Raw genomic sequence first — 24149 nt, 5'->3', positions numbered from 1 at the left:
GTCCGCGTTCGGCCGAGCGCCATCCCCGTTCGACCGCGCACCGTCCCCCTTCCGGCCGAGCGCTGTCCGGTACGGCCGAGCGCCGTCCGGTGCGGCCGAGCACCGTCCCGGTCACCGAGCACCCGCGTCGGTCACTGAGCTTGTCGAAGTGCGCCCTTCGACAGGCTCAAGGACCGGGACGGTGGCGCCCTTCGACGGGCTCAGGGACCGGCATGGTGGCGCCCTTCGACAAGCTCAAGGACCGGGGCTCTGCCGTGGGGACGCCCGCCTCACTCCACCGGCGGCAGCAGCTCGAACGCCAGCGGCTCGGTCGCGACCCCGTTCACTTGCAGCGCGATCCCGTGTGCGCCTGGGTGGTAGCGGCGGGTAGTGATCGCGCGGAACGAGTGCTCCCGGGTGAGGAGGATGTGCTCGCCGGGCGCCAGCTCGGTCGTCGTCAGCTTGAACGTCTTCGTCGTCTGCGAGCCGTTCGCCTTCTGGTGGTACACGACATAGTCGATCGCCAAGCGGGCCGTGTCGGTGCCGGTGTTGCGGACGGTCGCGACGAATCGGACCGTCCCACCGAACGGGATGTGGGCGCTATCGACCGCGAAGCCTTCGACCTCCGTCGACGCCGCACCGAAGCCGAGGGCCGCGAGCGCACCAGGGTTGCCGCGCTTCACGAGGGTGCGGAGCGCGTGGCGGACGAGCGCCGGAGTGTTGGCGTCGGGGTCGGCCAGCCAGCGGTCGGCAGTTGCGACGACGAGGTCGGGGTCGTCGCGGCTGAGGTCGTTGAGGTGGTTGGCGACGGACCGGCGCACGTATTCGCTCGGGTCGCGGTAGAGAGCGTCGAGGATCGGGACGGTGACGCCCGGGTTCGCGACGATCTCCCGCACGCGCACCGCCCACGGCAGGTACGGGCGGGTGCCTTCGCTGGCGAGGCGGCGGATGTGCTCGTTGTCGGAGGTGGTCCAGTCGAGGACGATGGCGAGCGCGCGGTCGAGATCGTGGCGCAGGAGGGTGCGGATGGCGAACTCGGCGCTGAGCCGCTCGGTGAGTTCGGCGAGGAGTCGCATCGCGTCGTCGAAGGCATCCGGGGTGCCCTCCTCGACCGCGCGGGCCGCGACGGCGCTCGTCACCGGCCAGATCAGCCAGCCGGTGAACGCGGGGTTCGCGGCCTGGGCGGTACGGATGATGCCGGCGAGCGTCGCGTAGTCGCCGGGGACGTCCTCGAGCAGGGCGTCGCGCAGAAGGTCAGCGCGCTCGCGGAGGGCGAGGCCGTCGAGGTGCTCGGCGGCATCGGCCGTGGCGGCGAACGTGTTGCCCGGCGCGGCCTCCTGGAGCGAGCGGGTGAGGTTTCGGGCGACGGCGGTGCCGAGGAGCTCGTCTGCGAAGGGCATACGGCGATCATGGCGTGTGCCGCTGACAGGTGTGGTGCCGGGGCTGGGTTGAGTTGCCCGGAAGTGTGCCAATTTCGCCCGTTCTGGGACATTTCCAGGCGACTCAACGTGCGCGGGCGTCGCCGGCTGAGCTGAGTCGCCCGAAACTGTTCCAAGCTCGCCCGATTCGCAACACATTCGGGCAACTCAGGGTGACCGGGTGCTGCCGCCTCTGGAGTCAGCCGGGGTTGTCCTGAGTCGCCCGGAACTGCTCCAAAACCGCCCGATTCTGGACACAACCGGGCAACTCAGCGCGACGGCACGTTCCGCCTCCGTTCACCCGGTCGCGATAGCCTGGCGCGCATGACTGCATCGCTGACTGCCCTGGCCGAAGAACTCACGCGTCGGGGCCTCGTCGCCTCACCGGAGATCGAGGACACCTTCGTCTACGGGCTCGCCCGCTTCGACGCGATCGACGCCGAGGTCATGCTCAACGTCGACCCCGAACCAGAGGAGCAGGAGGGCGAGCCGGAGCCGGCGGCGCTCGCCGACCTGGCGCAGCGGGTCCTCTCGACGCCGACAGCTGAGTGGAAGGTGCTGCTCGACCGGGTGGCGTCGGAGATCGAGGAGGCCGTCGAGTCGGACGAGGTCATCGAGACCGCCGACCTGCGTGACGACCTCGTGCTGCGCTCGGTGATCGTCTTCATCGACGCGGTGCTGCTCTCGTTCGACGCACCGAAGCAGTTCCCCGACAGCTCAGTGCTCGTGCAGCTCGACGCCGACCTCGCGTTCGAGGCCGTCGAGGTCGAGCCCGACGAGGACGACGAAGAGGGCGTCGAGTCGATCAAGTTCTCAACCGTCGAGGAGCTCGTGCGCCGCCTCTCGATGTGAGTGCTGGCCGTCGACTGCTGATCACGAGTCGCCAAGGTTCATGTGCTGCACACATCCCTCCGGTGGCCCAGGGTGACGACCACCACCATCATGGATCGCGCCAGAGCGTCGACGGGGCCCACGATCGGCGACCCGCCCGCGGACGCAGTGGTCGAGGCGTTCGGACTCCGCCCAGTCGGGTCACCGGGCCAGCCGACGGGGCGGTAGCCTGCGAGAGCGGCGTCGTCTCCGGAGCGCCGACCTTCGAAAGGACGCCGACATGACCGCTTCCTCCACCCTCGCCGTCACGGGAGCGACCGGTGTCGTCGGCGGCCTCGTCGCTGCCGACCTGGCCGCACGCGGAATTCTGCAGCGACTGCTCGTCCGCACGCCGACCAAGGCGCCGCAGCTCGCCGGGTCGACGGTGCACCCGGTCGAGTACGGCGACCGCGATGCGGCCCGTGCCGCCCTCGAGGGGGTGGAGACGCTGTTCATGGTGTCCGCGGCGGAGAGTGCGGATCGCCTCGACCAGCACCGCACCTTCATCGACGCTGCAGCCGAGGCCGGTGTGGAGCACGTCGTCTACACCTCGTTCGTCGCTGCGGCTCCCGACGCGGTGTTCACGCTCGCGCGCGACCACTTCGCGACGGAGGAGCACCTCAGAGCCTCCGGTATGCGGTGGACGTTCCTGCGCGACAGCTTCTACATCGACTTCATGGAGGCGCTCGTGGGGGAGGACGGCGCGATCCGTGGTCCTGCCGGCGAGGGGCGTGTCGCGGTCGTGGCGCGAGTCGACGTCGCCAGAACCGCCGCGACCATCCTCGCCGCACCGGCCGAGCATGCCGGTCGCACCTACGAACTCACGGGACCGGAGGCGCTCAGCCTCACCGAGGTCGCGGCGATCATCACGGCCGTCCGCGGTACGCAGGTCTCCTTCGTGGACGAGACCCTCGACGAGGCCTATGCGTCGCGGGCCGACTATGGCGCGCCTGGCTGGCAGGTGGACGCCTGGGTGAGCACCTACACCGCGATCGCGAGTGGCGACATGGCCGCCATCAGTCGCGATGTCGAGGCGATCGCGGGCACGCCGCCGCGCTCCCTCGAGGCCTTCTTGCGCGACACCCCGCGCTGACGGCGGCCGACCGCATCAGACCACGGACGGTTCTCGTGCGTCCGACGGATTGACTACTGCGTGTCCTCGGGGCCGTCGTCGAACGGGCGGGTGAACACGTTCTCGCTGAGACGGATCCAGCCGTCGGCGGCGTCGAGCTCGGTGTCCGCGACGTCGTCCGACAGCGGACGGTACTCGTTGACGCTGTCGCTCACGCTGAAGTTGCGCGCCGAGCAACTGAACGCGCCGCCGTTCGGGCCGGTGAGGAGCACGCAGATCAGGTCCTCGCCGTTCTGGGTCGCGCGGGCGAGGAACACGTCCGTGTCCTCGTGCACGGCGACGAGACGCGACGACGACGGGTCGATGTCGAAGTCCTGGTCGGCGGCGAAGGCGATCGTGTCCGCCCGCAGCTCGTCCTCCGACACCTGCGTGCCGCCGAAGTCCGAGTAGCTCGTCGCCGGATCGGTGCAGGCGGCGAGGGTCATCGCGAGCGCGACGACGCCGAGCGCCGCGGCGATACGGCTGCGGTTGCGTCTGCAGCTGTGGATGTGCGCGCTGCGATCGCGCGTGGTGCGGTTGTGCATGACGTCCCCCGAGGTCAGTTGCCTCAGCCTAGAGCGGCGTCCACGGATTGTCGTCAGAGCTGGCACTGAGACCCGTGCTGCAAGACCTCCCCGAGCCGCCCGATGACGACTTGTGACGCGTACCGCTGGCGTGGTCGCCGCCGATGGGTTGAGCTGTCCGCATGACTCTCCTCGCCGACAACGCCCCCACAGCCCCCACAGCCCCCGCCGTCCCGGCTGCCTCGGTCGCCGAGCGAGCGGACCGACTCAACGCCGCCGGCGCCTCATGGTCCGAGCGCATCGCGTCCGCGCCGTCGAGTGCCGCGCTCACCTACCGGGTGTCCGGTTCCGGCGAGGGCTCCGTCGCGAGCGCGATCGCCGCCGGCAAGCACCGCTTCATCGTGGATGAGCCCGCGGCGCTCGCCGGAGACGATGTCGCTGCCAGCCCGGTGGAGTTCGCGCTCGGTGCGCTCATCTCATGCCAGATCGTGGTGTACCGCCTGTATGCGAACGCGCTCGGCATCCAGCTCGACGACATCAGCATCGACGCCGAGGGTGACCTCGATGTGCGCAACCTCTTCGGCATCACCGACGAGGTCCGTCCCGGCTTCTCGACGATCCGGCTCGACATCCGTCTCACCGGCCCCGAGACCGACGATCGCTACCAGGAGCTCCGTGCAGCGGTCGACGCGCACTGCCCCGTCCTCGACCTGTTCCAGAACCCGACGCCCGTGGAGGTCGTGGTCACGAAGGTGGGAGGCTGAGTCACATCACACAGACCGAAGCGACTGCAGGCCGGTCGAGAACGAGTCCTCGAATCGACCGAACTCGGCCGTGGTGATGTCGTTCCGCCGCGCCGCGTCGCGCCAATCCGCGATCGCCTCAGCCACCTCGTTGAGTATGGTGCGTGCTTCGTCCGGAGAGAGTCGGCACAACCGGGCGAGTTCCTTGAGCCCCTCGGCTTGGTCGGCGGGGAGGTCCGCGCCGGCTATCGCCGTCTGCCGCATTTCTGGATTCGGGTTCGGGTTCACGTCGAATGCGGGGCTGAGTGACCATCCGCCACGGCCATGCAGGAAGCCGTGATTGCGCAGGTGATCGTCCGTGTTGTTCAGTCCGACGCTGACTGCGACGCGGCGGAACAGCTCGCGCGCGTCTGCGGAGGCCTGCGCGCTGACCTCCGCGAGGCGATCCGCGATGTCCGAGTAGTCCGATTGGTCTCCGTCATGCAATTCCAGCACCGTCATCGCGCTCATGTAGCCGATGCGCGCGGGATCGCGGTCGAATCGGTCGAGAAGGAGCACATGGCGGCCCTCCACGCGGATGAGACGGCGTCGTGGAACACGCACTCCGGCTGCCTCTGCGAGGTCCAGAGCGGTCGCCTCCCACGCCATGACGTCCCATTCGTCATGCTGGTGGGGGAACTTCGCGATCATCTGCCGGCCGGTGTCGTCGAGCACCGCTGACTTCGGTCGAGCTCCGCCCAGGGACCCGGTTCCTGCCGCGAGCAGCGCTTTCACGGCTTCGAAATCGTCGGCCTCGGTCGTGTTCGCGGCCGCATCGGCGGCACGAAGCAGCTCAGGCAGGCGGATGAGACGCGGCACCTCGTGTCCGGCGCTGAGGAACTCAGGGCGGTCTCCAGTGGTCGCCCGGAACCGCAGAGCGCCCTGCCGAGTCTGGTCGCTCACCTCTGTGAGGAAGTCGGCATCGTCGAACTCGCGTGGTCTGCGATTCTCCACGCGTGCACGCGCCCGTTCGCGTTTCTTGATGAGATTGCGGCCCCAGCGGTCGGGTGCCGCGTCCGCGAACGCTCCCGGCAACCCGCGCGTTTGTTGTGTTCCTGACACCATTCGCAGTGCGGGGTCGAGCTCGTATGCGGTCGGGTTCTCGAGGTAGGTCGTGTCGTACTGGAATGTGGTCGATGTGAGCGTGCCGCGGCTTCGATGGAACTGGGCACGTCCTGCTAGGAGGGTCGTTCCTGAGATATCGACATGCACTTCTACGGAGTCGTAGAGCGTCATCGAACGCGCTTCCGCTCGAGCTGGCTCGCGCGAGCGCGGCCGAGATCGGTATCGAGGGGGTCGAGCGAGTGGGTCAGTGTGTCGAGCACGCCGAGGGCGCGTGCGACGCGCAGCACGACATGGAAGCTTACTCCAGGGTCTCCGTGTTCAAGCTTGCGGAGTGTGTCTCGAGTGATGTCGGCGCGGTCTGCGACCTGCGCGGCAGTGAGCCCGAGGATCTTTCGCCAGCCCGCGAAGTCCAGCCCGACCTCGCGAGCGGCGCGCAGTACCGCGGCGGGATGGTCCTGTGGCACGAGAGACTCCAATAAAGACGACTAATGTCGCCAGTATAGCGTTTTATGAAGAATATACTCGTCATTGTCTCGAGTGCGGCTACGGGCTACCGACGAAGGCCTTCCCATCGTCCGCGACCGATTCCTCCGCGGGGAGGTGCGCTTGCAGCATCTCGGCCGTGGTGGTGGTCTCCTCGTCGAGCTCGGCGATGTGGCCGTCGCGTTCGGGGAAGTGGTTGTTCGCGTCGATGACGCCCCTGCTCGCGAGTGGCTCGACGGGGACGGTGTCGATCGCGTACAGCGGGATGGTCACGATCGCGATGTCGCCGCGTTCGGCCGAGTCGAGGGCGGTGCCGGCGGTGGCGTGCTCGCCGAGCTCCGAGACGAGGCCGGCGAGCGTCTCCGGAAGCCGGTACCGGTCCCTGAGCTTGTCCAAGGGCGGCCCGCTCACACCCTCTGCCGGTCCTTGACCCTTCGGTCCCTGAGCCTGTCGAAGGGCTGACCGGGACTCGAGATGCGCTCGGTCCGGGCCCATCGCCCGGCCGCTGCGGTACTGATGGTGCTCTCCGCCGCACCCTCCCGGGCCGTCGTTTGACATCGCTCGGCGTTCATCGCGGCCAGAGCGATTCACTGAGCCGACAGGGTCATTTTGACTAGGTGAGAGAAGGTTTGGAAGAACGCTCTCGTCGCGGCACACTGGCCCGATCGTCATGACCGATTGGAGAACCATGCCCCACGCTGTCACGGAGCATTCGACGCCTCACGTCAGTACCCCTGTGCGTCGATTGCGGCTCAGAAAGCGCGAGATCCTCCTGTTGATCGGTGCAGGTGTCATCGACATCGTCAGCCGTACCGTGCTGGCGCGCCTGACGATTGATCTTGCGCCACAGCTGGTCGCGCTCTTCATCAGCTTCGTGATGCACGGATTCTGACTCTGTGCAGTGATGCGCCGAACCGTTCGCTATTGGCGGCTACTCCCACACGGTGATCGCGACATCGGCTGACGTCGCGTCGAATTGCGTGACCGTCACCGCTGCGTAGCGACCCGTTTGCAGTCACGGACGCGCGGTTGGTTCGGTTGCTCAGTTTCCAGGGGTCGCGGCCAACATCGCAGCCGGACCGTGCTGCGAGACCCCGATGTCCCTACTTGTTCTCCGACACTCCGTCGGCACCCGACGCGGAGCACGACACCGTCGCATACGCGCCCGTCGACGTCTGCTCGGCGACCACGTCGCCGTCGACGGTGATCTTGCAGCTCACGGACCCGGTGTCCTCCGCGCCGTTCTGCGCCTGGAGGGAGTAGGAGGCGAAGTCGTACTGCTGGCCGGCCTTGACGGTCAGCTCTTTGATGAAGGGGAGCGCCTGACCGGAGGACTGCTCGGTGCTGCTGCTGCCGGCCGAGTACGTGGAGTAGGTGATGGAGGCGTCGGTCGCGGTGCCGTTGACCTCGTACACGACGGAGATCTCCTTGTTGGCGGCTTCGGAGGACTTCGCTTCGGCGGTCTTCACGGCGTCGCCGATGAGCCCGGCGAACCCGGCCGTGTACGTGATCGCGAGGATGACGCTCAGGACGATCGCGATGGCCGAGACGATCGTGCCGGCGACAGCGAAGCCCTTCTTCCGGTTCTTCAGGCACAGCGCGATGATGCCGAGCACGAGGCCGACGAGTCCGACGAACCCGGCGATGTAGTTCAGGATCGGGATGAACGCACCGATGAGCGCGAACCCACCGACGATGAGGGCGGCGATGCCGAGTCCGTTGCCGCGCTTGCCGGTCTTCACCGGAGCCGGGCCGGGCACCGGCAGCGGATGGGGCTGGTTCTGGGCGGGCGGCTGATTCGAATACGACATGCGCGTGGTGCCTCTCTACTGCGTTGGTTCCACCGTAGCGAGGGCAGGCGTTCAGGGGCAGGGGTGGACGGAACGCCGGTGACGGCGGTGTCGTGCGGACGACGCACGGCGTGGGCTCTGCTTCACGAGGGTCTGCCGGACGTCCGCACGCTTCGTTAGGCTCGGCCCATGAGCAGCGATGTCCCACTCATTCCGGGCGAAGACGCCTTCCCGCTCCACATCTTCGACGTCCTCGGCTTGGACCCGGTGGTGTTCAAGGACCGCATCGGCGGGTCGGTGATGGTGATCGAGAAGCGGCCTGAGAACGGGCCGGTGACGATCCTTACCTCTGGAGTGTCACGGCTCGCGACCGACTCCGGTGAGCGGATCGAGCTCGCCGTGGAGATCGTCGACGGTCAGCAGGGTGCCGCGATGGTCGCGCTGCGCATCGTGATCAACGAGATCGCGACCAACCGCCGGGTGCCTCCGGTGCTCGCGCCGTGGCGCAACGGGACGCCCTTCCTCAACGGGACGGCGATCTCTGCGCTCCTGGTGACGCCGTCGCGCTGGGGAGCGTCGTTCGACGAGATCCGGAACGAGGCCGGCCAGGTGGTCGGGCACGTGCGAACGTTGCGGCTGCTCACGGACGGGGAGGCCGCGATCGCGGGGGAGCGTGGTTGGGATGCGCTCGTTGCTGAGGTGGGGTCGGTGGACGCGTTGCTGGATGTGGAGCGAGCGGAGTCGTTCGGCGAATCTGGCGGCCGCTGAGTCTCTAATTGCGATCATCGCGACCGTTGAAGCAAAAAAACGTATGTAGGGGAGGCCCTACGAAGCGAAACGAGGCAAAGGCCCTAATCTGTCTCTGACGGACACTATCACTGGCGATCGGGGCATTTTGGGTACGTATGGTTTCAAACTTCTTGAGATTCAGGTGTTCCGCGGTCGAGCGCGAACTCCTCTGGATTTTGGCGACACAGACAAGCTGCACTACCTAGATCGAGTGATCGCTGACTTCACCCCTGAACCGCCCCCTGCCGAATTTGTCGATGAAACCGACGATGGCAAGGTCATCGAAGTTGCGATCGGTTCCGATGACATGGTCGCAGAGGATCCTGACGATGGAGGAAGTGACGACATCCGTAAACCACTCGCTGTCGTGAGGATCGAATCTGCGACACGATACAAGGGAGCCGTCCTTCTTGACACCGTGTACGGCATCGTTGGCGACCACTCCCGGGCAGTGGACCCCGATGGTGTCCTGGACGACGCCGACCTGACGAAGCTCGCGACCACCCGAAACTACCGAGCACTGATCGTTGCTCCTGAGAAGGGAGTAAATGGGTTCCTTGCCGTGGAGGTAATTTCGCGATCTCACGCGGCTGCTCGGCTCACGAGTCGTTTGTGGCAGGGGGCCAAGAACCACACGTTCAAGCTGCGGACATTCGGCGCTGTTGCTGACGACGCGTCAATCCGCGACCTGATGAACGGAGCCCGCATCCCCGAGGTGAGTCTGTTCCAGACCGTGACCGGCGCAGACACGGCACACTCCACAACGGTCCCGGCGACACTCACCTTCAAGATCGGCAAGGGATCGGCTGAGGAAGAATCTCTGCTGAGCCGCCTTCTGCCGTGGCTCCCAACGAAGGCCAACAAAGCGAAGCAGGACAAGCCCGACCCAGCTGCTGAGGCCAACTCGCTTGCGTCGTGGCTCTGGCCCCAGGTCGCCGAGAACGTCTCCTTCGAAAACGCAGAGGTTGTCGTCCAGGGCAAGAACCGGACGAAGCGTCTGAAGCCGCTCGACATGGCAGAGGGATTCACATACGATCTCGGCAATGTCAGACCCGACGACGATACTTTCATCGCAAGCGTCGCAGACGTGGTGAACAGCATCTCCGCGACGAATCAGGTCAACGTCGTTGACGACTGGGCGTCCCCGGTGAGCCCGCCTCCCCAGAAACCGGCGCAGTGAAGTAGGTTAAGGTATGTCTTCACCCAAGTGGGTTCAAGCGCTGTCGAGGCTCAACGTGTTTGGGCTTCTCTCGGATCAGTTCCGTTTTCTAACCAACCTGTCCTCGAATCGACCGGCTTACTTTACGAGAGCGGTAGTTTTGCTCGTCGGGCCTATCACCTTCGGCATCTCGCTGCACTTCCATTGGAGGATGGAGTCCGTGGGCAGTCTGGTGGGGGCGCTCGGCCTCATTGCGGGTGTGTTTGTGTCGGCGTTCGCCGTAGTCTTCGGTTTGCGCGTGAACATCGCGGCGCGCCCAACAAAAGTTCTGGAGCGGAAGAGCGCCCGACTCATGGATGAGAGCGCACTGACGCTCCTCGCCGCCGGGCTGCTGTCAGGCGTCGATGCGATGTGGCTCTCAGTTGTGTCGGTGTCAGTCCCGATCGACATGGTTGTCTCCGAGATTGCCACAGCGATCACGGTCGGCCTCAGCTCCCTCGTTGTCGTCTATTTTCTCTTGTCGATACGGCGAATGCACATGCTCTACACCGATACTTTTCTTCCCTTCTGGAAGGTACAGGCTGCGGTGCACGGGCCGAAGCCTGGTCGTGAAACAAGCGCCGCAGCTGTGGACGCGCGCCGGAACAGCGCGAACTAGCTGAGGCGCAAAGCCCCCCCCAGGACCCGAAATGGTAAATCCAGGGGGTCTATCGTCGGCGACCCGACAAGACCTGCGCCATCTCACGCCGCGGAGTTCTTGGAGCTAAGTAGCGCTCGTGCCAGTTCATCAGGGGCGAGACCGTAGGCGGTCGTCGTCGGCCCGCGCCGTCCGCCCCGTGGATGTTCCGGACCCCGCGGACCGTCTTTGGCTCGTCCGGGTCGGAGGGGGCGAGTTGTGTAGCCTGCCGCCCGCTTGCGCTATGTCTGTTGTGCGCGCTCATGGCGTAGCTGTACTCGGCCGTGACGTTGGTGACTCTTCGGGTCTTGTGAGATGACGAGGTCTCTTGGCTTGATGGAGCTTGGCGGTCGATCGGTTGATGCCGAAGCGCATGAGTGGATTGCTCCCTGCGCGGCCAAGTACGAAACGGGCGAAGCTGTAGGAGGAGGGTTCGTGGATCCACGGTGTCGCTACTGTGAGGTCTCCGCCGGCCAAAGGGACGCCTCGTCAGCCATCGCCGACCTGGCGCGGCGCAGTCGGGCGAGCTTTTCAGGGTTCTTTGAGATGTTAATCGGAGGACGAACGATCCCGCAGCGGACCCCACGAGTTCCTACGCTGGAGAGATCCCGACTCTTCTGAACCGTGCAGCGGAGCTCGCCGCCGAACACGGAGTTACCGTGCCCGCGATCGCGGAGGCGCTCCGGCTACCGCCGGCGCAGGTACGCGGCCTCCTCGGCGTGGCGGATCCGCGACCGGTGCTTCGCATCGTGGGGAATAAGCGGCGAGCACAACGAGAGCAGTTCTTCGCGATGACGACCCCCAGGAACCCGCCGATGGCGAGGTTGCCCCGACGGACCGTTGATCTCAGGGCTATGGATGCCGAATGTGCCGACGCTCGCCGGTCAACTTCAATAGAGTCTGAGACATTGGGTTGAAGACGCTCAGCAGGCGCTGCTCGCTCAGGTGACGAAGACAGACTGCGACTGAACATGATGTGCAGCAGGTTCGGAGAAGCGCTCGGCGGCCTGCGACAATGTGCACATGCCAGAAAAGGAATCCCGCGAGCCTCGGAAGATGACGAAGGCCGGACCTTCTGTTGGTGCGGAGGACTCTACCCCTGAAGAAGTAGCTGAGGTCAAGGCTGAGTTGAGTCAACTGCAGGATTTGGTGAAGAACCTTCGGTTCGATGAAATCAAGAATGGTGGATGGTTCGCGAAGCTGCTGACGGTCTCTCTCGGGGTCTACACGGAGAAGGTTGATTGGGCCTATTTCCAAGAGAAGTACAAGGGTGTACCGCCAGACGCGATCGTGGGTCAGCGCGTCAAGCTCGCTGCACGCTATGCGGCTATTGAGGGCGGTCTCACCGCTACTGCCTACACCGGTGTACTCATCGCAACGCTCGGCACTGCCGGGGCTGCGTCGCCGGTCACTGTTCCGGCCGCAGTTGGGACCGTGGCGGTCGATCTTGCGTACATCTCACAGCTTCAGATCCGAACGGCCTACGACATTTCGGTTCTCTACAACGTCCCGCTCGACCTTGAAGACCCCGAAGACCTCTGGAAACTCATCAGAGTTGCCTTTACGATCAAGAGCGGCGAAATCGCTCGTGAGGGGGCGATCGTCATGGTCCCTGCGATCATGAGGCCACTGATCAAAAAGTTCTTCTCCGGCCCAGTACTCGCTGCGACGAAAGGCCTGCCGTTCGTTGGCAAGTTCTTGCTCCAACGAAACCTCATCAAGATCGGCATACCGGTAATCGGCATTCCGTTCGCGGTCGGCATGAACTACTGGACGACGATGGTCGCAGGACAGCATGCGCAGAAGATCTTCCGGAACGAAGGCCGAGTGATCGAGATCGCCGACCGCCTGCTCTCGAAGAGCAAACACCCACAGCTGCTGCTCTGGGTCACGTGGCTCGTGATCAACAGCGACGGCAAAAATACCGACGATGAAACCCTGCTCCTGCGGCATCTCTTGCGTCTCGCGAAGGAGCTACATGAGATCGAGGATGAGAAGCTCGCTCGTGTCGTCGATATTGATCCATCCGAGGTCTGGTCCCTCATCGCGGGAGAGATGGGCGACCTCGAAGACATCGTCGCAGCAGCGGAAGTCGTCGCAGCAGTCGACGGCGAAATCAATGCGAAAGAGCGGACACTGATCGCCGAGCTCCGGCGTCGATGCGCTCGCGAAGCGACCTGAACAGCCCCGCTGTTCACTCGTCAGAACTGAAGCTCGTTTCCAGCGAACGGACGCCTACCAGATGGGAAGAGCTTCGTTGATTCTGCGGTCGTCTGTGCGTGCACTCCGATGGGCTACACCGCGCAGGGATAATCGTCTCTATATCCGATGACCTCTCCGCGTCCCAATCTGGCCCGTACTGGTGGTCTCGACGCTCCAGGTCCTCGCTGACGGTCGGAGCCGGCTGCAGGAAGGTGGTCGACGCCGTCGCCGAGCGAGCGGATATCAGCGATGACGCCCGGGCCGAGACGCTGAAGTCTGGCGGTATCCGCTACGAACAGCGAATGGGTTGGGCTCTGAGCCACCTCGGGAAGACGAACTGGGCTGACCGCCCGGAGCGCGGGCTTTACGTCATCAACGACTCCGGTAGGGCTGCTTTCGCGACGTATCCGCAGGGGTTCGACTGCGCGCTCGCCCGGGAAGTCCCCGCGCCTTTTGGCCGGCGACGGTCGAGATTGTCGTGACGAGCGGCGTCCCGGATGAGCTGATGGATGAGATCTCCGATCCCATCAAGGTGATCGAGGACGCTGTTTGGCCGCGTCGAAGCGACCGTGGGCGAGGATCTGCTCGACCGGCTCCGGAAAAGGCCCCCTACGTCTTTGAGTAGGCTGTCGTCGACCTCACTCGGCGGGAGAGGGCTTGGTACAGCAACAACTCTCGCGGCTGCCGGCTTTGGTAAGCCAGATCAGTCACTATCGTGGAAATATGACTGATCAGGTGTCCGAGGATCAACTCCGCAGCCTCGCAAGGTTCATGAGTTCGTGGTTTGCTGAGGTTCTCACCGTCTCTGTAGAACGCCAACCTGGACCGGGTCTCGTCCTGGCGATGCATCACGGGAGATGGGGGATGACCTACATAGCGCACCCCGGATCGTGGCAATATATCGTCATCCCACCGCCAGAGCTGCAAGCGGAGACGCAGCTTCGGTGGATGCCGAGCCCCGCGCGGTCTGGAGAGGGAGGTGCGGCACTGACGGTGGTCGCAGCGATGGACCTGTATTTCCACGTACTTCTGAACGGTCGGCAGCTCGTAGCAGCGGAGAGTCTGCTCGACCGCATTGACGAGCTACGACAAGTGCGGTCAATCGCGTTCGATGAGGCAACCGGCTCTGCATTCGTCAAGGACAGATACGACGGCTCTTCAACGATCTGAACTAAGTTCCTGGTCGTGGTTCAACGATCAATCAGTTCAATTCCGTCGCGTGGTCGGTACCGAGCACGGCGCGAGTGCCGCAGCAGTTTCGCCGCATTTCAGTACCGCATGCGGGCAGCGCATTGAAGCAGGCCTTGGAGCGGGTAGACGTTGACCTTGGGAGAACGCGGGGCGCGCTGGCAGGAACGCGACCGCTGACGGATTGCCCGTTGTGGGTTCATGTCGGTTGCACGAACTGCGGACGCGAGTTGTTGTAGCGGTCATCTACGTCGGTATGGGCTGTTGCTGCAGACCGCGTCTCTACTCTCATACCCGGGCTCGAAAAGTCAGGAGTGAAGTTGCGTCACAGGCCGCCTCAGGGCCATTACCTGGTCACGGCGCACGAAGCCCGGCGCCCAACAACGTCCAGTAGATGATCACAGCGATGAGAGTGCATACGAAGATGGTGGTCCAGCGGAGCTTCCATGGGGTGGTCCAGTCAGCATCTGAGACGCTGTACCCGCCGGCGATGAGCGCAAGAATCAAGGCGAGCACGACGGCAAGCAGTTGGAATTGCTGGAGCCGCCCGTCAGGAAGGTTCGCGGTCGCGGTGCTGCCGAGCGCTGAGGTGAGAATCAATGTCACGATACCGAGGGCAGTTTGGATGAAGATGCCGGTGGCGATCATGTTCGCCCAGAACGCCTTCGGTTTCGCGGCACGTTTCGCGGCATCCCTTTTCTTCGCTTGGTCGCGGTAGCCGTTGGTGGTCATGCCGTCAACCTAGTGGATCAATCGTCGGGGTGGCGTCTCGAACGACACCGCGAGATAGCCATGCGGATATCGTGTGTGATTAGCTACTCTCGACCAGTCGCTGCTGCGCCTGATCATAGATGTGCTCGGTGATCTCACCGGACATGATCATCGCCACAGCGGTGTGGATCACGTTGAGCGGCACGACGAACCACTCGGACGGATCGTAATTTCGACCCTTTCTGTCGACCTGTGTCAGGTCCAGTCGGACGTCTGCGAACACGCGGTGCAGCAGATGCTCGAGCGCTGAGGCCTTGACGTTGTAGAGGCGGTAGTCCGCGACGATCTTGACCGGCGCCATGAGGTAGGTCGGCGAGGTCTCGGCGCCCTTGACGCGCTGTTCGACACTTGTGGTTGAGAACCCGATTTTGTGCAGATCCGTCAAGTTTGAAATCAGCGGGTCAGTGCTCATGGACTGTAGGACGTAGATGTGGCCGCTCTCGACATCGGCATCGAGGATTTCGCTCGCGTCGATCCCGGTGCGGGCCAGGACCTGTCCCTGTGCCTCGTACATGCGTGTCATGAGGCTTTGCCTGTACATCGCCGATTCGGTGCCGTTCTCAAACACGACGCGCAGCCGTTGCTTTTTCTTCTGCTTGCCACCCACGACGAGGTCCACATCGTCGCCAACCTCGGCGACAAAGCACATGACGCCGCTGAGAATGAAGAACACACCTTCACGGATGAGGTCCATGCCCGTGAACGTCCGGAGCTCCAACGTGCCCTCGGCGAGCTCAGCGTGTTTGGCTTTGAATAACGGCTCGAACATTGCGAAGTCTTCAGACTTAACACGCTGTGCGACCGATTCCGGTGACTCGGGACGCTTGATCACCGGCAGACCGGACACATCCAGGATCCCGGTTTCATCGCCCAGGAGGTTGTCGAGGTCAGCGCCTTCGAGCAGTTCATCGAGCGACGACGGCCCAGCCGGTGCTACGAGTAGACCGAACTCATCGAGGTGCCTGACTGCGGACGCCTTCTCGTCATTGGCGAGGAACCCATCGAGCCGTGCTCCGAGCTTCCGCTCGGCAATCTCGCGCGTCTGCGAACTCGGAGGCCGCCCCTCGACGCGACGAAACTCAGCTATCTCGAGAAACGCTCGCTCGAGCCGGTCCGACGACGTGAGCTGCTTTGGTTTCTCTGGAGCGGTGAACAGGTCGTCGTCGAGGATGTCGTCGAGTGTGAGGACGACGTTCTCGTCGTTCGTGGAGTCAGCGGGCGTCATGACGGCTCCACCATTTCGGTTGCGCGCTGTTCGGCTTTGTGCTCGGCGGTGCGCCTCTGCAGATACAGCAACGCCGTCGCGAGCCGCTTCTCCGTCGGGTCCTCGGATCGAATGTCCGGGTTCTTGCCGGTCACCTGTCGCCACGTCTTGATCTTGGGGACCAGTGCCAGCGCCTCTTCGTCCGTGAACTCGATCTTCGTCGCCGTGATTGTGTCCTGAATGATCCGCAGCACAGACGGCGTGACCGACTTTGACAGCACCTCGAAGGCACGCTGAAACGGGTTGACGGAGTCGATGAGGTTGATGTTGATGTCATCGATATTGACGAACTTCTCGGCCATCTTGATGAAGCGTTTGTCGCCGCCCTCGCGGACTTCGCTGTTCTTGATGACCGAGTCAACGACGACCTGCTGGCGGACTTCCTCAACCTGCGTCTCGTCCAGTTCCGGGTATTTCTCACGGATGATCTTCGGGATCAGTATCTTGTTGGTCGTCTCGGCGTCGATCGAGCCAGCCGCAGCGCGCGCGAATGTGTCGTCCTGCAGGATGGTTGCCTTGAGGTCGTTGATGTCCGTCGCGACGATCTGCTTCACGCGCTCGCTCGTGGGCTCCTTGAAGCCCTTGATCTTCAACTCGCCCTTCTTCGCGGGTTCGTCGTCGCCGAACTTCTTCGTCTTGAACGTGAAGTTCTGCGCGAGCACCTGCTCCATGAGCAGTGAGGCCGTGATCGCTTTGAGCATGTTGTTCACTGACACCTTGACCTCGCCCTGTGATGCGTCGGGCTCAGCGATGAGGTTCGTGAACTGGGCATGCTCCTTGCCCTCACTGTCGCGGGTCACTCGGCCGATGATTTGGATGACCTCGGTGAGCGAGGCCCGATAGCCGACGGTCAGCGCGTGCTCCGCAAAAGGCCAGTCGAAACCTTCCTTCGCCATGCCTAGAGCGATGATGATGTCGACGGCGTCACGCTGCCTCGATGCGGTGTGTGTGAGGTAGTGGAGGGTGTCGCCGCGCTTTTGCGGGTTGGTATCGTCGACGAGGTCCGCGACCCGCACGATCGCACCGGTGTCGGTGCGGCGCACGCTGATGATGCCCGTGTCGGGGTCGGTGGCCTCGACATGCCCGATGGCATCGATGATGAAACCGACCTCTTCGATCTTGTCTTTCGTCGATTCGGCGGCGTTGACGCTCGGGATGTGCACCAGCGTCTTCTTGTCGAGGTCGAGGACCTCATGGATCGCTTCGGTGTAACGGCCCTGATAGAAGTGGTGGCCAATACCAAGGGAGCGCAGGTACTCGTACCCGTTGAGCTGGTCGTAATAGTTGAACGTGACGGGTGTGAATTTGGCTTCATCCTCGGGTGCAAGAACTGGCACCGAGTCGCCCCGGAAGTAGGAGCCCGTCATCGCGACGATGTGCACGTCCGAACCGTTCATCACGTCGCGCAACAACGCACCGAGCCGCGAGGTCTCGGTGTCCGCAGAGACATGGTGGAACTCGTCGATCGCGAGCACGGTCCCGTTGAACGCCTCGGGGGCGAGCTTCTCGAAGGCGAAGCGCAGCGTCGCGTGCGTACACACGAGCACCGCATCGGGCCCTTCTAGAAATTTGATGAACGCGTCGACCTTGCCAGCCGACGAGCCCGCGTCGCAGAGATTGTTAGCATCGTTGACCTCCCAGTCGGCCCAGAAACCGAAATCCGTTAGCGTCGTCGACGCAAACGAGGCACCGATCGAACGCTCCGGTACCGCGACAATGACCTTCTTGCGACCCTGGTTGTAGAGCTTGTCGAGCGCGACGAACATGAGTGCACGCGACTTCCCGGACGCGGGCGGGGCCTTCACGAGCAGGTGCTGGGCATCACGCTTTGCGAATACAAGCTGTTGCATTTCGCGCATACCGAGCTCGTCGGTCTGCACCGAGGCCTTCGTTTGGGCGTATGTGACGTCAACGACGTTGACGGGCTTGGTTATCGCATTCACTTGGATGCTGCCTTCCTCGGAGCTCCGGTATTCTTCGTCGGCGCTTTCGCAGTCTCCGCAGCGGTCATGCGCTCAAACATCGCGAACAGGTCCGAGAGACGCTGCTCTTCGGTCTCATAGGTCTTCTTCGAGTAGATCGAGTCCACGAGCGCATCGACCTCAGCGTGAGCCGCGCGAAGATCCTGCGGCATCTTGTCCGGGTCGTAGAGCTCCGCCAAGGTCTGTTCACAATGATACTCGCGGACATCGAGCACTCGCAGGGCGGCGACCGTCAGCTTCTCTATATTCGACTCCGAAAGCGGTGGTACAGGGAAGTTGTTGTAGACGATGGTGTTTGAATATCGGTAGTCGGTCTTCATTCGGCCACCGACAGCTCGCGTCCATGCCATGTGCATCGCCGAGTTCAAGAGCGCGAACAACCATGGCTCCGCGTCGTAGATGGCGAACGCCGCATCGGAGATGACAGTTTCGGGACCGAGGAATCCCATGGGCATGTAGGGGCGTCGCTCTGACGACACGCGAGGCACGATTATCGAGTCGGTGGGCTTGTACGCCGGTTGCTTGAACTGCCACGGCTTCGCTGCCAGGGCTTTCGTTGCCCCGTCATTCCGCTTGGCGCTGCTGCGAAACTCTGCCACTCGACCCAAGCGATCAGCCACCGTCGGAATGGCCAGCGCTTGATCTGCGTTTTGCGACTGAATCCACAGGCAGTATCGCTGCCCATCGTTGATGAACTCTGATGCCCCCATGTACCGCTTGATCAAAGGCGTGGCTTGGGGTGCTTCGGCGAGCAAATTGTCCCGTTCGGTTGCCTCCATAATGAGGTGACCGCCATCGGAAGGCTGTGATCCGCGTACCATTCTGGGTAAACCACTCCCCAGAGGCTTGGACCGACGCGATATATAGACGTCTGGACCATCAGTGAGATACCCATTGATATTGGTCGCAGAAATTTGAAGACCATCAACGTAGATAAATTTACTGTTCGAACTTCGGTTTCGTAAACCGATTACAGCGACGGTCACGCCAGCATTACGTTTCGCATTATTCTCCCACTTAAAAGAGGTATAGGCAAAACCGATTTCAATTCCACCCGACAAAACGGCAGGAAACATTAGGCCTACGTGGTCGCCTTGCGACACTGAGTTTGTGGTCACGAAGGCCAGTTGTGCCCGCGAGTTTCGGATATAGTCCGAACCTTTCACGAACCATAGCGAAATATAGTCGAGGTTTGGAGAGAACCGCCGTGTGCCAAACACCGCTTTGAACTCACCCTTTTGGCTTTTCGTCTGCATACTCGAACCAACGTACGGAGGGTTGCTGATCAGATATATCTCCGACTCGCCGTCGTTTGGGCAGATTTCTTGCCATCCCACTTGTGTGGCGTTCCCGACCTGGATTTGACCGGTCTCTTTCAGTGGAATCAGAGGAATCGAAACGCCGAACTTCTCACGGAACTCGCTGTTCATCTGGTGCTTCGCGATCCACAATGACAACACGGCAACCTCGGTGGCAAAATCATCGATTTCGATGCCGTAGAAGTTCTCAATGCTGATCCTCGAATCCGCCCACAGCACTTGGTACGTCGAGCTGAGCTCAGCGAGCCGCTCGAGGATCGCGTGTTCGACCTTCCGCAGTTCTTTGTACGCGATGATGAGGAAATTACCCGACCCACATGCGGGGTCGAATACCTTGATTCCGGCGATTCGGTCCAGCAGCCGGACAAGACGACGCTCGCTGTCGTACGCCGCATCGAGTTCTGCCCGAAGAGCGTCAAGAAACAGTGGCTCGATTGTCTTGAGGATGTTCGGCACCGATGTGTAGTGCTGACCTAGGTCACTGCGTTTGCCGGGTGTGACGATCGCTTGGAACATCGAGCCGAAGATGTCGGGGTTGATCTCACGCCAGATGAGCATTCCCGACGAGATCAGCTCCTCGCGAGCGGTCTTGGTGAACCGCGGCACCACATGCTCGTCGGTCATCGCGAAGAGACGACCATTGACGTAGGGAAAATCTGCGAGGTGCTTCGGCTTTGCCTTTGGGCTCTCTGTGTCGAGCGCCGCGAACATGTCCGTCAAGAACTCGGCGGTGTCTGATCCGTCAGGCTGCGTGTTCGAGCTGACGGCGTTCGTGAACTGATTGTCCTTGAAGATTCCTGTGTCTTCCGCGAAGAAGCAGAACAGCAGACGAGTGAAGAATTTGTTGAGGGCGTGCCGGCCGCGGTCGTCCTCGAAGAGTCCGGGGTTCGCGTGCAGCAGCTCATCGAAGAGCCTGCCCATGCGTTCAGCAGCTTTGACGTCAGCGTGAGCTTCGGCGACGTACTGAGCCTTCTCCATACCTGCCCACGGCAGGAAAAATGTGAAGTGCTGGTCGATCTCGCGGATCGGGAACCCGATCATCTGGCCGGTCTTCGAATCTGTCGCGATGAGATCGACGTAGTCGGTCACGATGACGAAGCGTGTGCTGAATCGGACGACTGCAGGCGAGGACTTGAGCTCCTCGATGATCGCGAGTAGGTCTCCGGTGGTCTCCTTGAAGTAGACCGTGTTCTTCTGCGCGACTTCGAACATCGGATCCGCGGCGACGTTCAGTGCACCGTTCCGCAGGCGGGTGACGTTGCCCTGCGGTTTCCCGAACGCGAGGAGCAGATCGAAGATGAACTCCCGGTCGTAGGTCTCACGACTGGCAAGCGGAGCAACGCGCTCTTCGACGGCTTTGAGACTCAGTCTCGCCATGGGTGTTTCCTATTCTCGTACACGCTATAGGCCTGAGAAGAACCAGCAGATCTTCGCGCATGTCGTCTCGACCTTCAGCCGAAATCTTCACGCGGGTCAAGCTTATCCACCAGCTACAGAATGTAGATCTGTATCCCGACTTTGGCGAGGGGTGGAAGCCCCGGCAGTCCCATGGTTGAGGCGATGGGATCCTTCTTCAGGTCTCAGATTGATGTCGGTAGAGCGTCGCTCTGCTCCAGCCGACGAGTGCAGCAGCCTCTGCGGCCGTGCGTCCGCGACTGCGGGCGTCGGCGACGATGGTGAGCTTCTCCGCGATGATATCTGGGTTCACTGGAGGTCGCCCGAACCGGGTGCCCGATTCACGTGCTGCGGCGACACCGGCGTTGACGCGTTCAACGATGAGCTCGCGCTCATACTCGGCCAAGGTGGCGAGCATGTGGAGCATCAGCCGACCCGTCGACGTCGCGGGGTCAATCCCATCGGAGAGGGATCGCACGTGGATCCCGCGGCTCCGAAGGAGCTCGACGGAGTTGAGGACGTCGATAAGGGATCGGCCGAGTCGATCGATTCGCCACACGACCACGGTGTCTCCGGCCTCGGCGTAGTCGAGCAGCTTCGTCATACCGGGGCGTTCGATCGCGGTCTTGCGGCCGGAGGTCACGTCGGCGAACACGTCACGTTTCTGGACGCCGGCAGCTACGAGCGCGTCGAGCTGTAGTTGCGCGTCCTGGCCAGCGGTGCTGACTCTGGTGTAACCGATGTGCCTCATGCATGTCTCAGAAACCCGCACAACCCTCCATGAGACACGCCGCAATGCGAGACGAGTTTTCGAGACAGGCGACCGCCGCTGAGATCTGTAGCTTTCTGCGCTTGAGCTCACCGCGGCCATCGACGCGCGACGCGTCTCGTGAACCTGTACTTCCATGAAACGCTTTGGTTGTGGCGGAAGGCCAACAGGGATGCTGCGAGCGGCCGCGACTAGCTGGCCTCATTTTTTCGTTCAGGCACCTCATCTGGCGTGCGATGACCTCGGGCGCTGACGTGAGGCGATCGCCCTTGGTCAGGCTCCGGTCCGACTGATGTGGTCCGCGGCGATACCGAATAGTCCGTCGGTGTACTCACGGGCAGCTTTGATGAGAGCACGAAGTCGGTTGTCCAGCGGACCCCAGGGGCGGCCGATCTTCCCGTGCGGTCCGATGGATGCTTCCACGCTTGAGACATCGACGGTGAATTGGAGGTCGAGATCAAAGTTGGACGGCGAAAGCTCGATCCCGTGCAGCAGTCGTACGCGAGCGACTGTGTCGCCGTCGCAGACGATCCCGCTGTGGCGTAGGTCCAGCAGGTCGACTTCTTTGTTGTTGAGGGCGAGACGGGCCTCGGTGAGATAGATGCCAAGACCGTGCGGTGATCGGTGACGATCTACACGAGCAAGGTCGTGCAGGATCCCCAGCGCGTTCCAGCTCGGTGTTTCGGCCTTGTATGGCTGAATCGCTTCCAGCGCCTGGGTAATCGAGTCGGGAAGTTGGCGGTACCAGTGACGACTGGTTCATCCATTCGGCTGCGCTGAGCCGGGTGGGCCATTCCAGTCGAGCGGCATTCGGTGGCGGATCCTCGCCAGATACCAGCACTGCCACTGCATAGAGGCAATTGTCTAACGCTGATCGAAGCTCGTACAGAAGCTCGCCGAACACGACGGACAGCTCGACGGGAAGGTCACGGCCTCGGCGGACCCGCACTTTGATCGTGTCCTCATCCTCGGTCTCCATCTCCAGCCGATGAGGCATCTGATCGAGATGCTCCGCCCAGATTCGCCCGAAAGCCGCGTAGTGTTCCTCCGCTCGAGCTAGACGAGCGTGCACCATGGCCCAGCCTTCAGCGATGGGAGCGAACGCCGCAGGAATCGAATCGCTCATTAGCACAGCCTACGCATGCCCTGCGGATGCAAGCGAGGCGGCGTTGGGCCGCTTGTGCCTCTGATGGTGAGGATAAGGCTGCGAGCCGGCCCGCCTCAACGGCGGCCGAGCTCGAAGGTCTTATCGCAGTCGAACGCAGCGCTCGCGGGTAGGGCCGCCTGCTCTCTGTACGATCACCAATCCCCGTCTTCGAGGGCTCCGTTCTCATCGTCGGGCTCGTCGCGGGTGAAGGCTTCAAAGTGAGTCGTGAGCTCCTCCGTGATGACGCCGCGATCTGAAAGGCGGGCGATCTCCCACATGAAGAACTCATCGGACGGGTGAGTCAGGACGTACACGACTTCCTGCAGGATCGGCAGTCGATTGCTCGTGTAGTAAGTGATGGCGCTCAAGATTTCGGCGGCCCAACGCGCACGACGGTGCATTGCGAGACCAACCGCGACAGCCGGCTGAGAAAATTCGCGCTGAGCCATCTCCACGTATGCACTGGTCGTACTCTCCAGGTCCGCAGCCGTGCATACGTCCGATAGAGCGTTACCGACACCTGCGTGGACGCTCATGGTTAGCTTCACGTCATCGGAGACGACGCCGCGCGAGCAGAATCCCGCCCACATATCCCACGTGAGGACTTCGGCATCGGTGCGAGAAAGCGAGTCGATGAGCTCGTAACGACCGCCGCCCGACGCGAAGCCCTCCAGCCAGGCGACCAAGTCCTCTCCGAACTCGTCCTCAGGGCGGTCGAGGTAGCGACTGCTTGCCACCTCGAAGCGTGTCGGGTCCAGCTGTTCCAACCCGTCCAGTAGATCACTGAGGCGGTGCAAATACCTTCGAACACTGGTGAAGGATCCGCTCTCAAGCAAGCCGTGACATGCGAGAGCTAGTTTGCACAAGCGCTCCAGGCCACTGGTGTACAGGTGCAACCCGAGCTGCAGGGGGTATGTCTGATCGTAGGAAACGTTGACAAGACGCTGGTTGTCCCATCCCATGGGCACGGTGGAAACGCGCCGGATCCCGTCAAGGATCATTTCGGTTGCAAGCTGCGTTTCGCTCACGAGATTGCGCCATTGCTGGTTGATTCAGGTCTCCTGAAGTCGTGGAGTTCTCGATGCTGACGGTATCTGTTCTTTCGGCGAGTGGCTATTTTCCGCGTGCATCGTTGCCTTGTGGGAGTACGAGTGATCCGCTCGTGACCGGATGAGTCAGCGAGACTTCATCGAGCGATTCTCTAACGGAGGAGGTGAGGGCAGCGAGCACTTGCTTGCGCGATTCGCGAGATGAACTCCCAGCCCACGGACAACCGCACGCAACCGGGTCAATGCGGCACCGACGCACCCGACCGGCTCGACCGGCGCATCTATCCGATAGGTGCTGCGCAGTGCCCCGCCGTCACTGGGCCGTCGCAGCGGGTAGCTCGCTACCGGCGGCGCATTTCCCGGACGAAGATCCAAGTCAGCCAGATTCCACCTGTTAGCACCGCGAGGACGAGGAAG

At 62.7% G+C, this 24149-nt stretch carries 22 protein-coding genes; 10 read left to right on the top strand and 12 right to left on the bottom strand.

Features of this window, described 5'->3' with window-relative positions:
- Positions 1–269: 269 nt before the first annotated feature.
- Positions 270–1379, bottom strand: coding sequence for a DNA alkylation repair protein (locus BWO91_RS16935; protein ID WP_079003399.1), 1110 nt, complete (start codon positions 1377–1379; stop codon positions 270–272).
- A gap of 342 nt (positions 1380–1721) precedes the next feature.
- On the opposite strand from BWO91_RS16935, the gene BWO91_RS16930 reads away from it, so the two are divergent.
- Positions 1722–2249: a hypothetical protein gene (locus BWO91_RS16930; RefSeq protein WP_079003398.1), complete on the top strand. Its 528-nt coding sequence runs from the start codon at positions 1722–1724 to the stop codon at positions 2247–2249.
- A 259-nt stretch (positions 2250–2508) separates the two neighbouring features.
- Positions 2509–3360 carry an SDR family oxidoreductase gene (locus tag BWO91_RS16925; protein WP_079003397.1) on the top strand — a complete coding sequence of 284 codons (852 nt, stop codon included), beginning with the start codon at positions 2509–2511 and terminating at the stop codon, positions 3358–3360.
- Between the two features lie 53 nt (positions 3361–3413).
- On the opposite strand, the gene BWO91_RS16920 is transcribed toward BWO91_RS16925, so the two are convergent.
- Positions 3414–3923, bottom strand: coding sequence for a hypothetical protein (locus tag BWO91_RS16920; protein ID WP_079003396.1), 510 nt, complete (start codon positions 3921–3923; stop codon positions 3414–3416).
- Positions 3924–4084: 161 nt separating this feature from the next.
- On the opposite strand from BWO91_RS16920, the gene BWO91_RS16915 reads away from it, so the two are divergent.
- Complete coding sequence (locus tag BWO91_RS16915) at positions 4085–4666, top strand: OsmC family protein (RefSeq protein ID WP_079003395.1); 582 nt, start codon at positions 4085–4087, stop codon at positions 4664–4666.
- 6 nt (positions 4667–4672) lie between these two features.
- Here BWO91_RS16915 and BWO91_RS16910 read toward each other — a convergent pair whose 3' ends face one another.
- The 3 genes from BWO91_RS16910 to BWO91_RS16900 form a co-directional block, all read right to left on the bottom strand.
- Positions 4673–5920: a type II toxin-antitoxin system HipA family toxin gene (locus BWO91_RS16910; RefSeq protein ID WP_079003394.1), complete on the bottom strand. Its 1248-nt coding sequence runs from the start codon at positions 5918–5920 to the stop codon at positions 4673–4675.
- Positions 5917–6213, bottom strand: coding sequence for a helix-turn-helix domain-containing protein (locus BWO91_RS16905; RefSeq protein WP_079003393.1), 297 nt, complete (start codon positions 6211–6213; stop codon positions 5917–5919). The genes BWO91_RS16910 and BWO91_RS16905 overlap by 4 nt, the downstream gene beginning before the upstream one ends.
- A gap of 79 nt (positions 6214–6292) precedes the next feature.
- Positions 6293–6628, bottom strand: coding sequence for a hypothetical protein (locus tag BWO91_RS16900; RefSeq protein WP_079003392.1), 336 nt, complete (start codon positions 6626–6628; stop codon positions 6293–6295).
- 292 nt (positions 6629–6920) lie between these two features.
- Between BWO91_RS16900 and BWO91_RS16895 the strand changes: the two genes are divergently transcribed.
- Complete coding sequence (locus BWO91_RS16895) at positions 6921–7124, top strand: hypothetical protein (protein ID WP_139205285.1); 204 nt, start codon at positions 6921–6923, stop codon at positions 7122–7124.
- Positions 7125–7335: 211 nt separating this feature from the next.
- On the opposite strand, the gene BWO91_RS16890 is transcribed toward BWO91_RS16895, so the two are convergent.
- A complete protein-coding gene (locus BWO91_RS16890) occupies positions 7336–8043 on the bottom strand; it encodes an MmpS family transport accessory protein (RefSeq protein WP_079003391.1) in 708 nt (235 codons plus the stop codon).
- A 168-nt stretch (positions 8044–8211) separates the two neighbouring features.
- Between BWO91_RS16890 and BWO91_RS16885 the strand changes: the two genes are divergently transcribed.
- The 6 genes from BWO91_RS16885 to BWO91_RS16850 all read left to right on the top strand — a co-directional run bounded on the left by BWO91_RS16885 (position 8212) and on the right by BWO91_RS16850 (position 14018).
- Complete coding sequence (locus tag BWO91_RS16885) at positions 8212–8790, top strand: suppressor of fused domain protein (protein WP_240555559.1); 579 nt, start codon at positions 8212–8214, stop codon at positions 8788–8790.
- Between the two features lie 232 nt (positions 8791–9022).
- Complete coding sequence (locus tag BWO91_RS16875; protein WP_153303526.1) at positions 9023–9991, top strand: hypothetical protein; 969 nt, start codon at positions 9023–9025, stop codon at positions 9989–9991.
- Between the two features lie 13 nt (positions 9992–10004).
- Positions 10005–10628: a hypothetical protein gene (locus BWO91_RS16870; RefSeq protein ID WP_153303525.1), complete on the top strand. Its 624-nt coding sequence runs from the start codon at positions 10005–10007 to the stop codon at positions 10626–10628.
- A 1041-nt stretch (positions 10629–11669) separates the two neighbouring features.
- Positions 11670–12827, top strand: a complete 1158-nt coding sequence (locus BWO91_RS16860; RefSeq protein ID WP_205847543.1) for a hypothetical protein — start codon at positions 11670–11672, stop codon at positions 12825–12827.
- A gap of 233 nt (positions 12828–13060) precedes the next feature.
- A complete protein-coding gene (locus tag BWO91_RS16855; protein WP_167620522.1) occupies positions 13061–13330 on the top strand; it encodes a winged helix-turn-helix domain-containing protein in 270 nt (89 codons plus the stop codon).
- A gap of 241 nt (positions 13331–13571) precedes the next feature.
- The gene (locus BWO91_RS16850; protein WP_079003385.1) at positions 13572–14018 is read left to right on the top strand and encodes a hypothetical protein; all 447 of its coding nucleotides are present in this window, start codon (positions 13572–13574) and stop codon (positions 14016–14018) included.
- Positions 14019–14390: 372 nt separating this feature from the next.
- Here the strand turns inward: BWO91_RS16850 and BWO91_RS16845 are convergent, their stop codons facing one another.
- The 6 genes from BWO91_RS16845 to BWO91_RS16820 all read right to left on the bottom strand — a co-directional run bounded on the left by BWO91_RS16845 (position 14391) and on the right by BWO91_RS16820 (position 23711).
- Complete coding sequence (locus tag BWO91_RS16845; RefSeq protein WP_079003384.1) at positions 14391–14768, bottom strand: hypothetical protein; 378 nt, start codon at positions 14766–14768, stop codon at positions 14391–14393.
- Between the two features lie 79 nt (positions 14769–14847).
- On the bottom strand, positions 14848–16032 hold the full coding sequence (locus BWO91_RS16840; protein ID WP_079003383.1) for a GIY-YIG nuclease family protein: 1185 nt from the start codon (positions 16030–16032) through the stop codon (positions 14848–14850).
- Complete coding sequence (locus BWO91_RS16835; RefSeq protein ID WP_240555558.1) at positions 16029–17951, bottom strand: DEAD/DEAH box helicase; 1923 nt, start codon at positions 17949–17951, stop codon at positions 16029–16031. The genes BWO91_RS16840 and BWO91_RS16835 overlap by 4 nt, the downstream gene beginning before the upstream one ends.
- A gap of 59 nt (positions 17952–18010) precedes the next feature.
- Positions 18011–20749, bottom strand: a complete 2739-nt coding sequence (locus BWO91_RS16830) for a DNA methyltransferase (RefSeq protein WP_079003381.1) — start codon at positions 20747–20749, stop codon at positions 18011–18013.
- Positions 20750–20945: 196 nt separating this feature from the next.
- Complete coding sequence (locus tag BWO91_RS16825; protein ID WP_079003380.1) at positions 20946–21518, bottom strand: recombinase family protein; 573 nt, start codon at positions 21516–21518, stop codon at positions 20946–20948.
- 1317 nt (positions 21519–22835) lie between these two features.
- Complete coding sequence (locus BWO91_RS16820; RefSeq protein WP_079003379.1) at positions 22836–23711, bottom strand: hypothetical protein; 876 nt, start codon at positions 23709–23711, stop codon at positions 22836–22838.
- Between the last annotated feature and the right edge of the window lie 438 nt (positions 23712–24149).

Origin of the sequence: Plantibacter flavus (assembly GCF_002024505.1) — a bacterium.
GTDB classification, from domain to species: domain Bacteria; phylum Actinomycetota; class Actinomycetes; order Actinomycetales; family Microbacteriaceae; genus Plantibacter; species Plantibacter flavus_A.
This window is presented reverse-complemented; position numbering and strand designations above follow the sequence as displayed.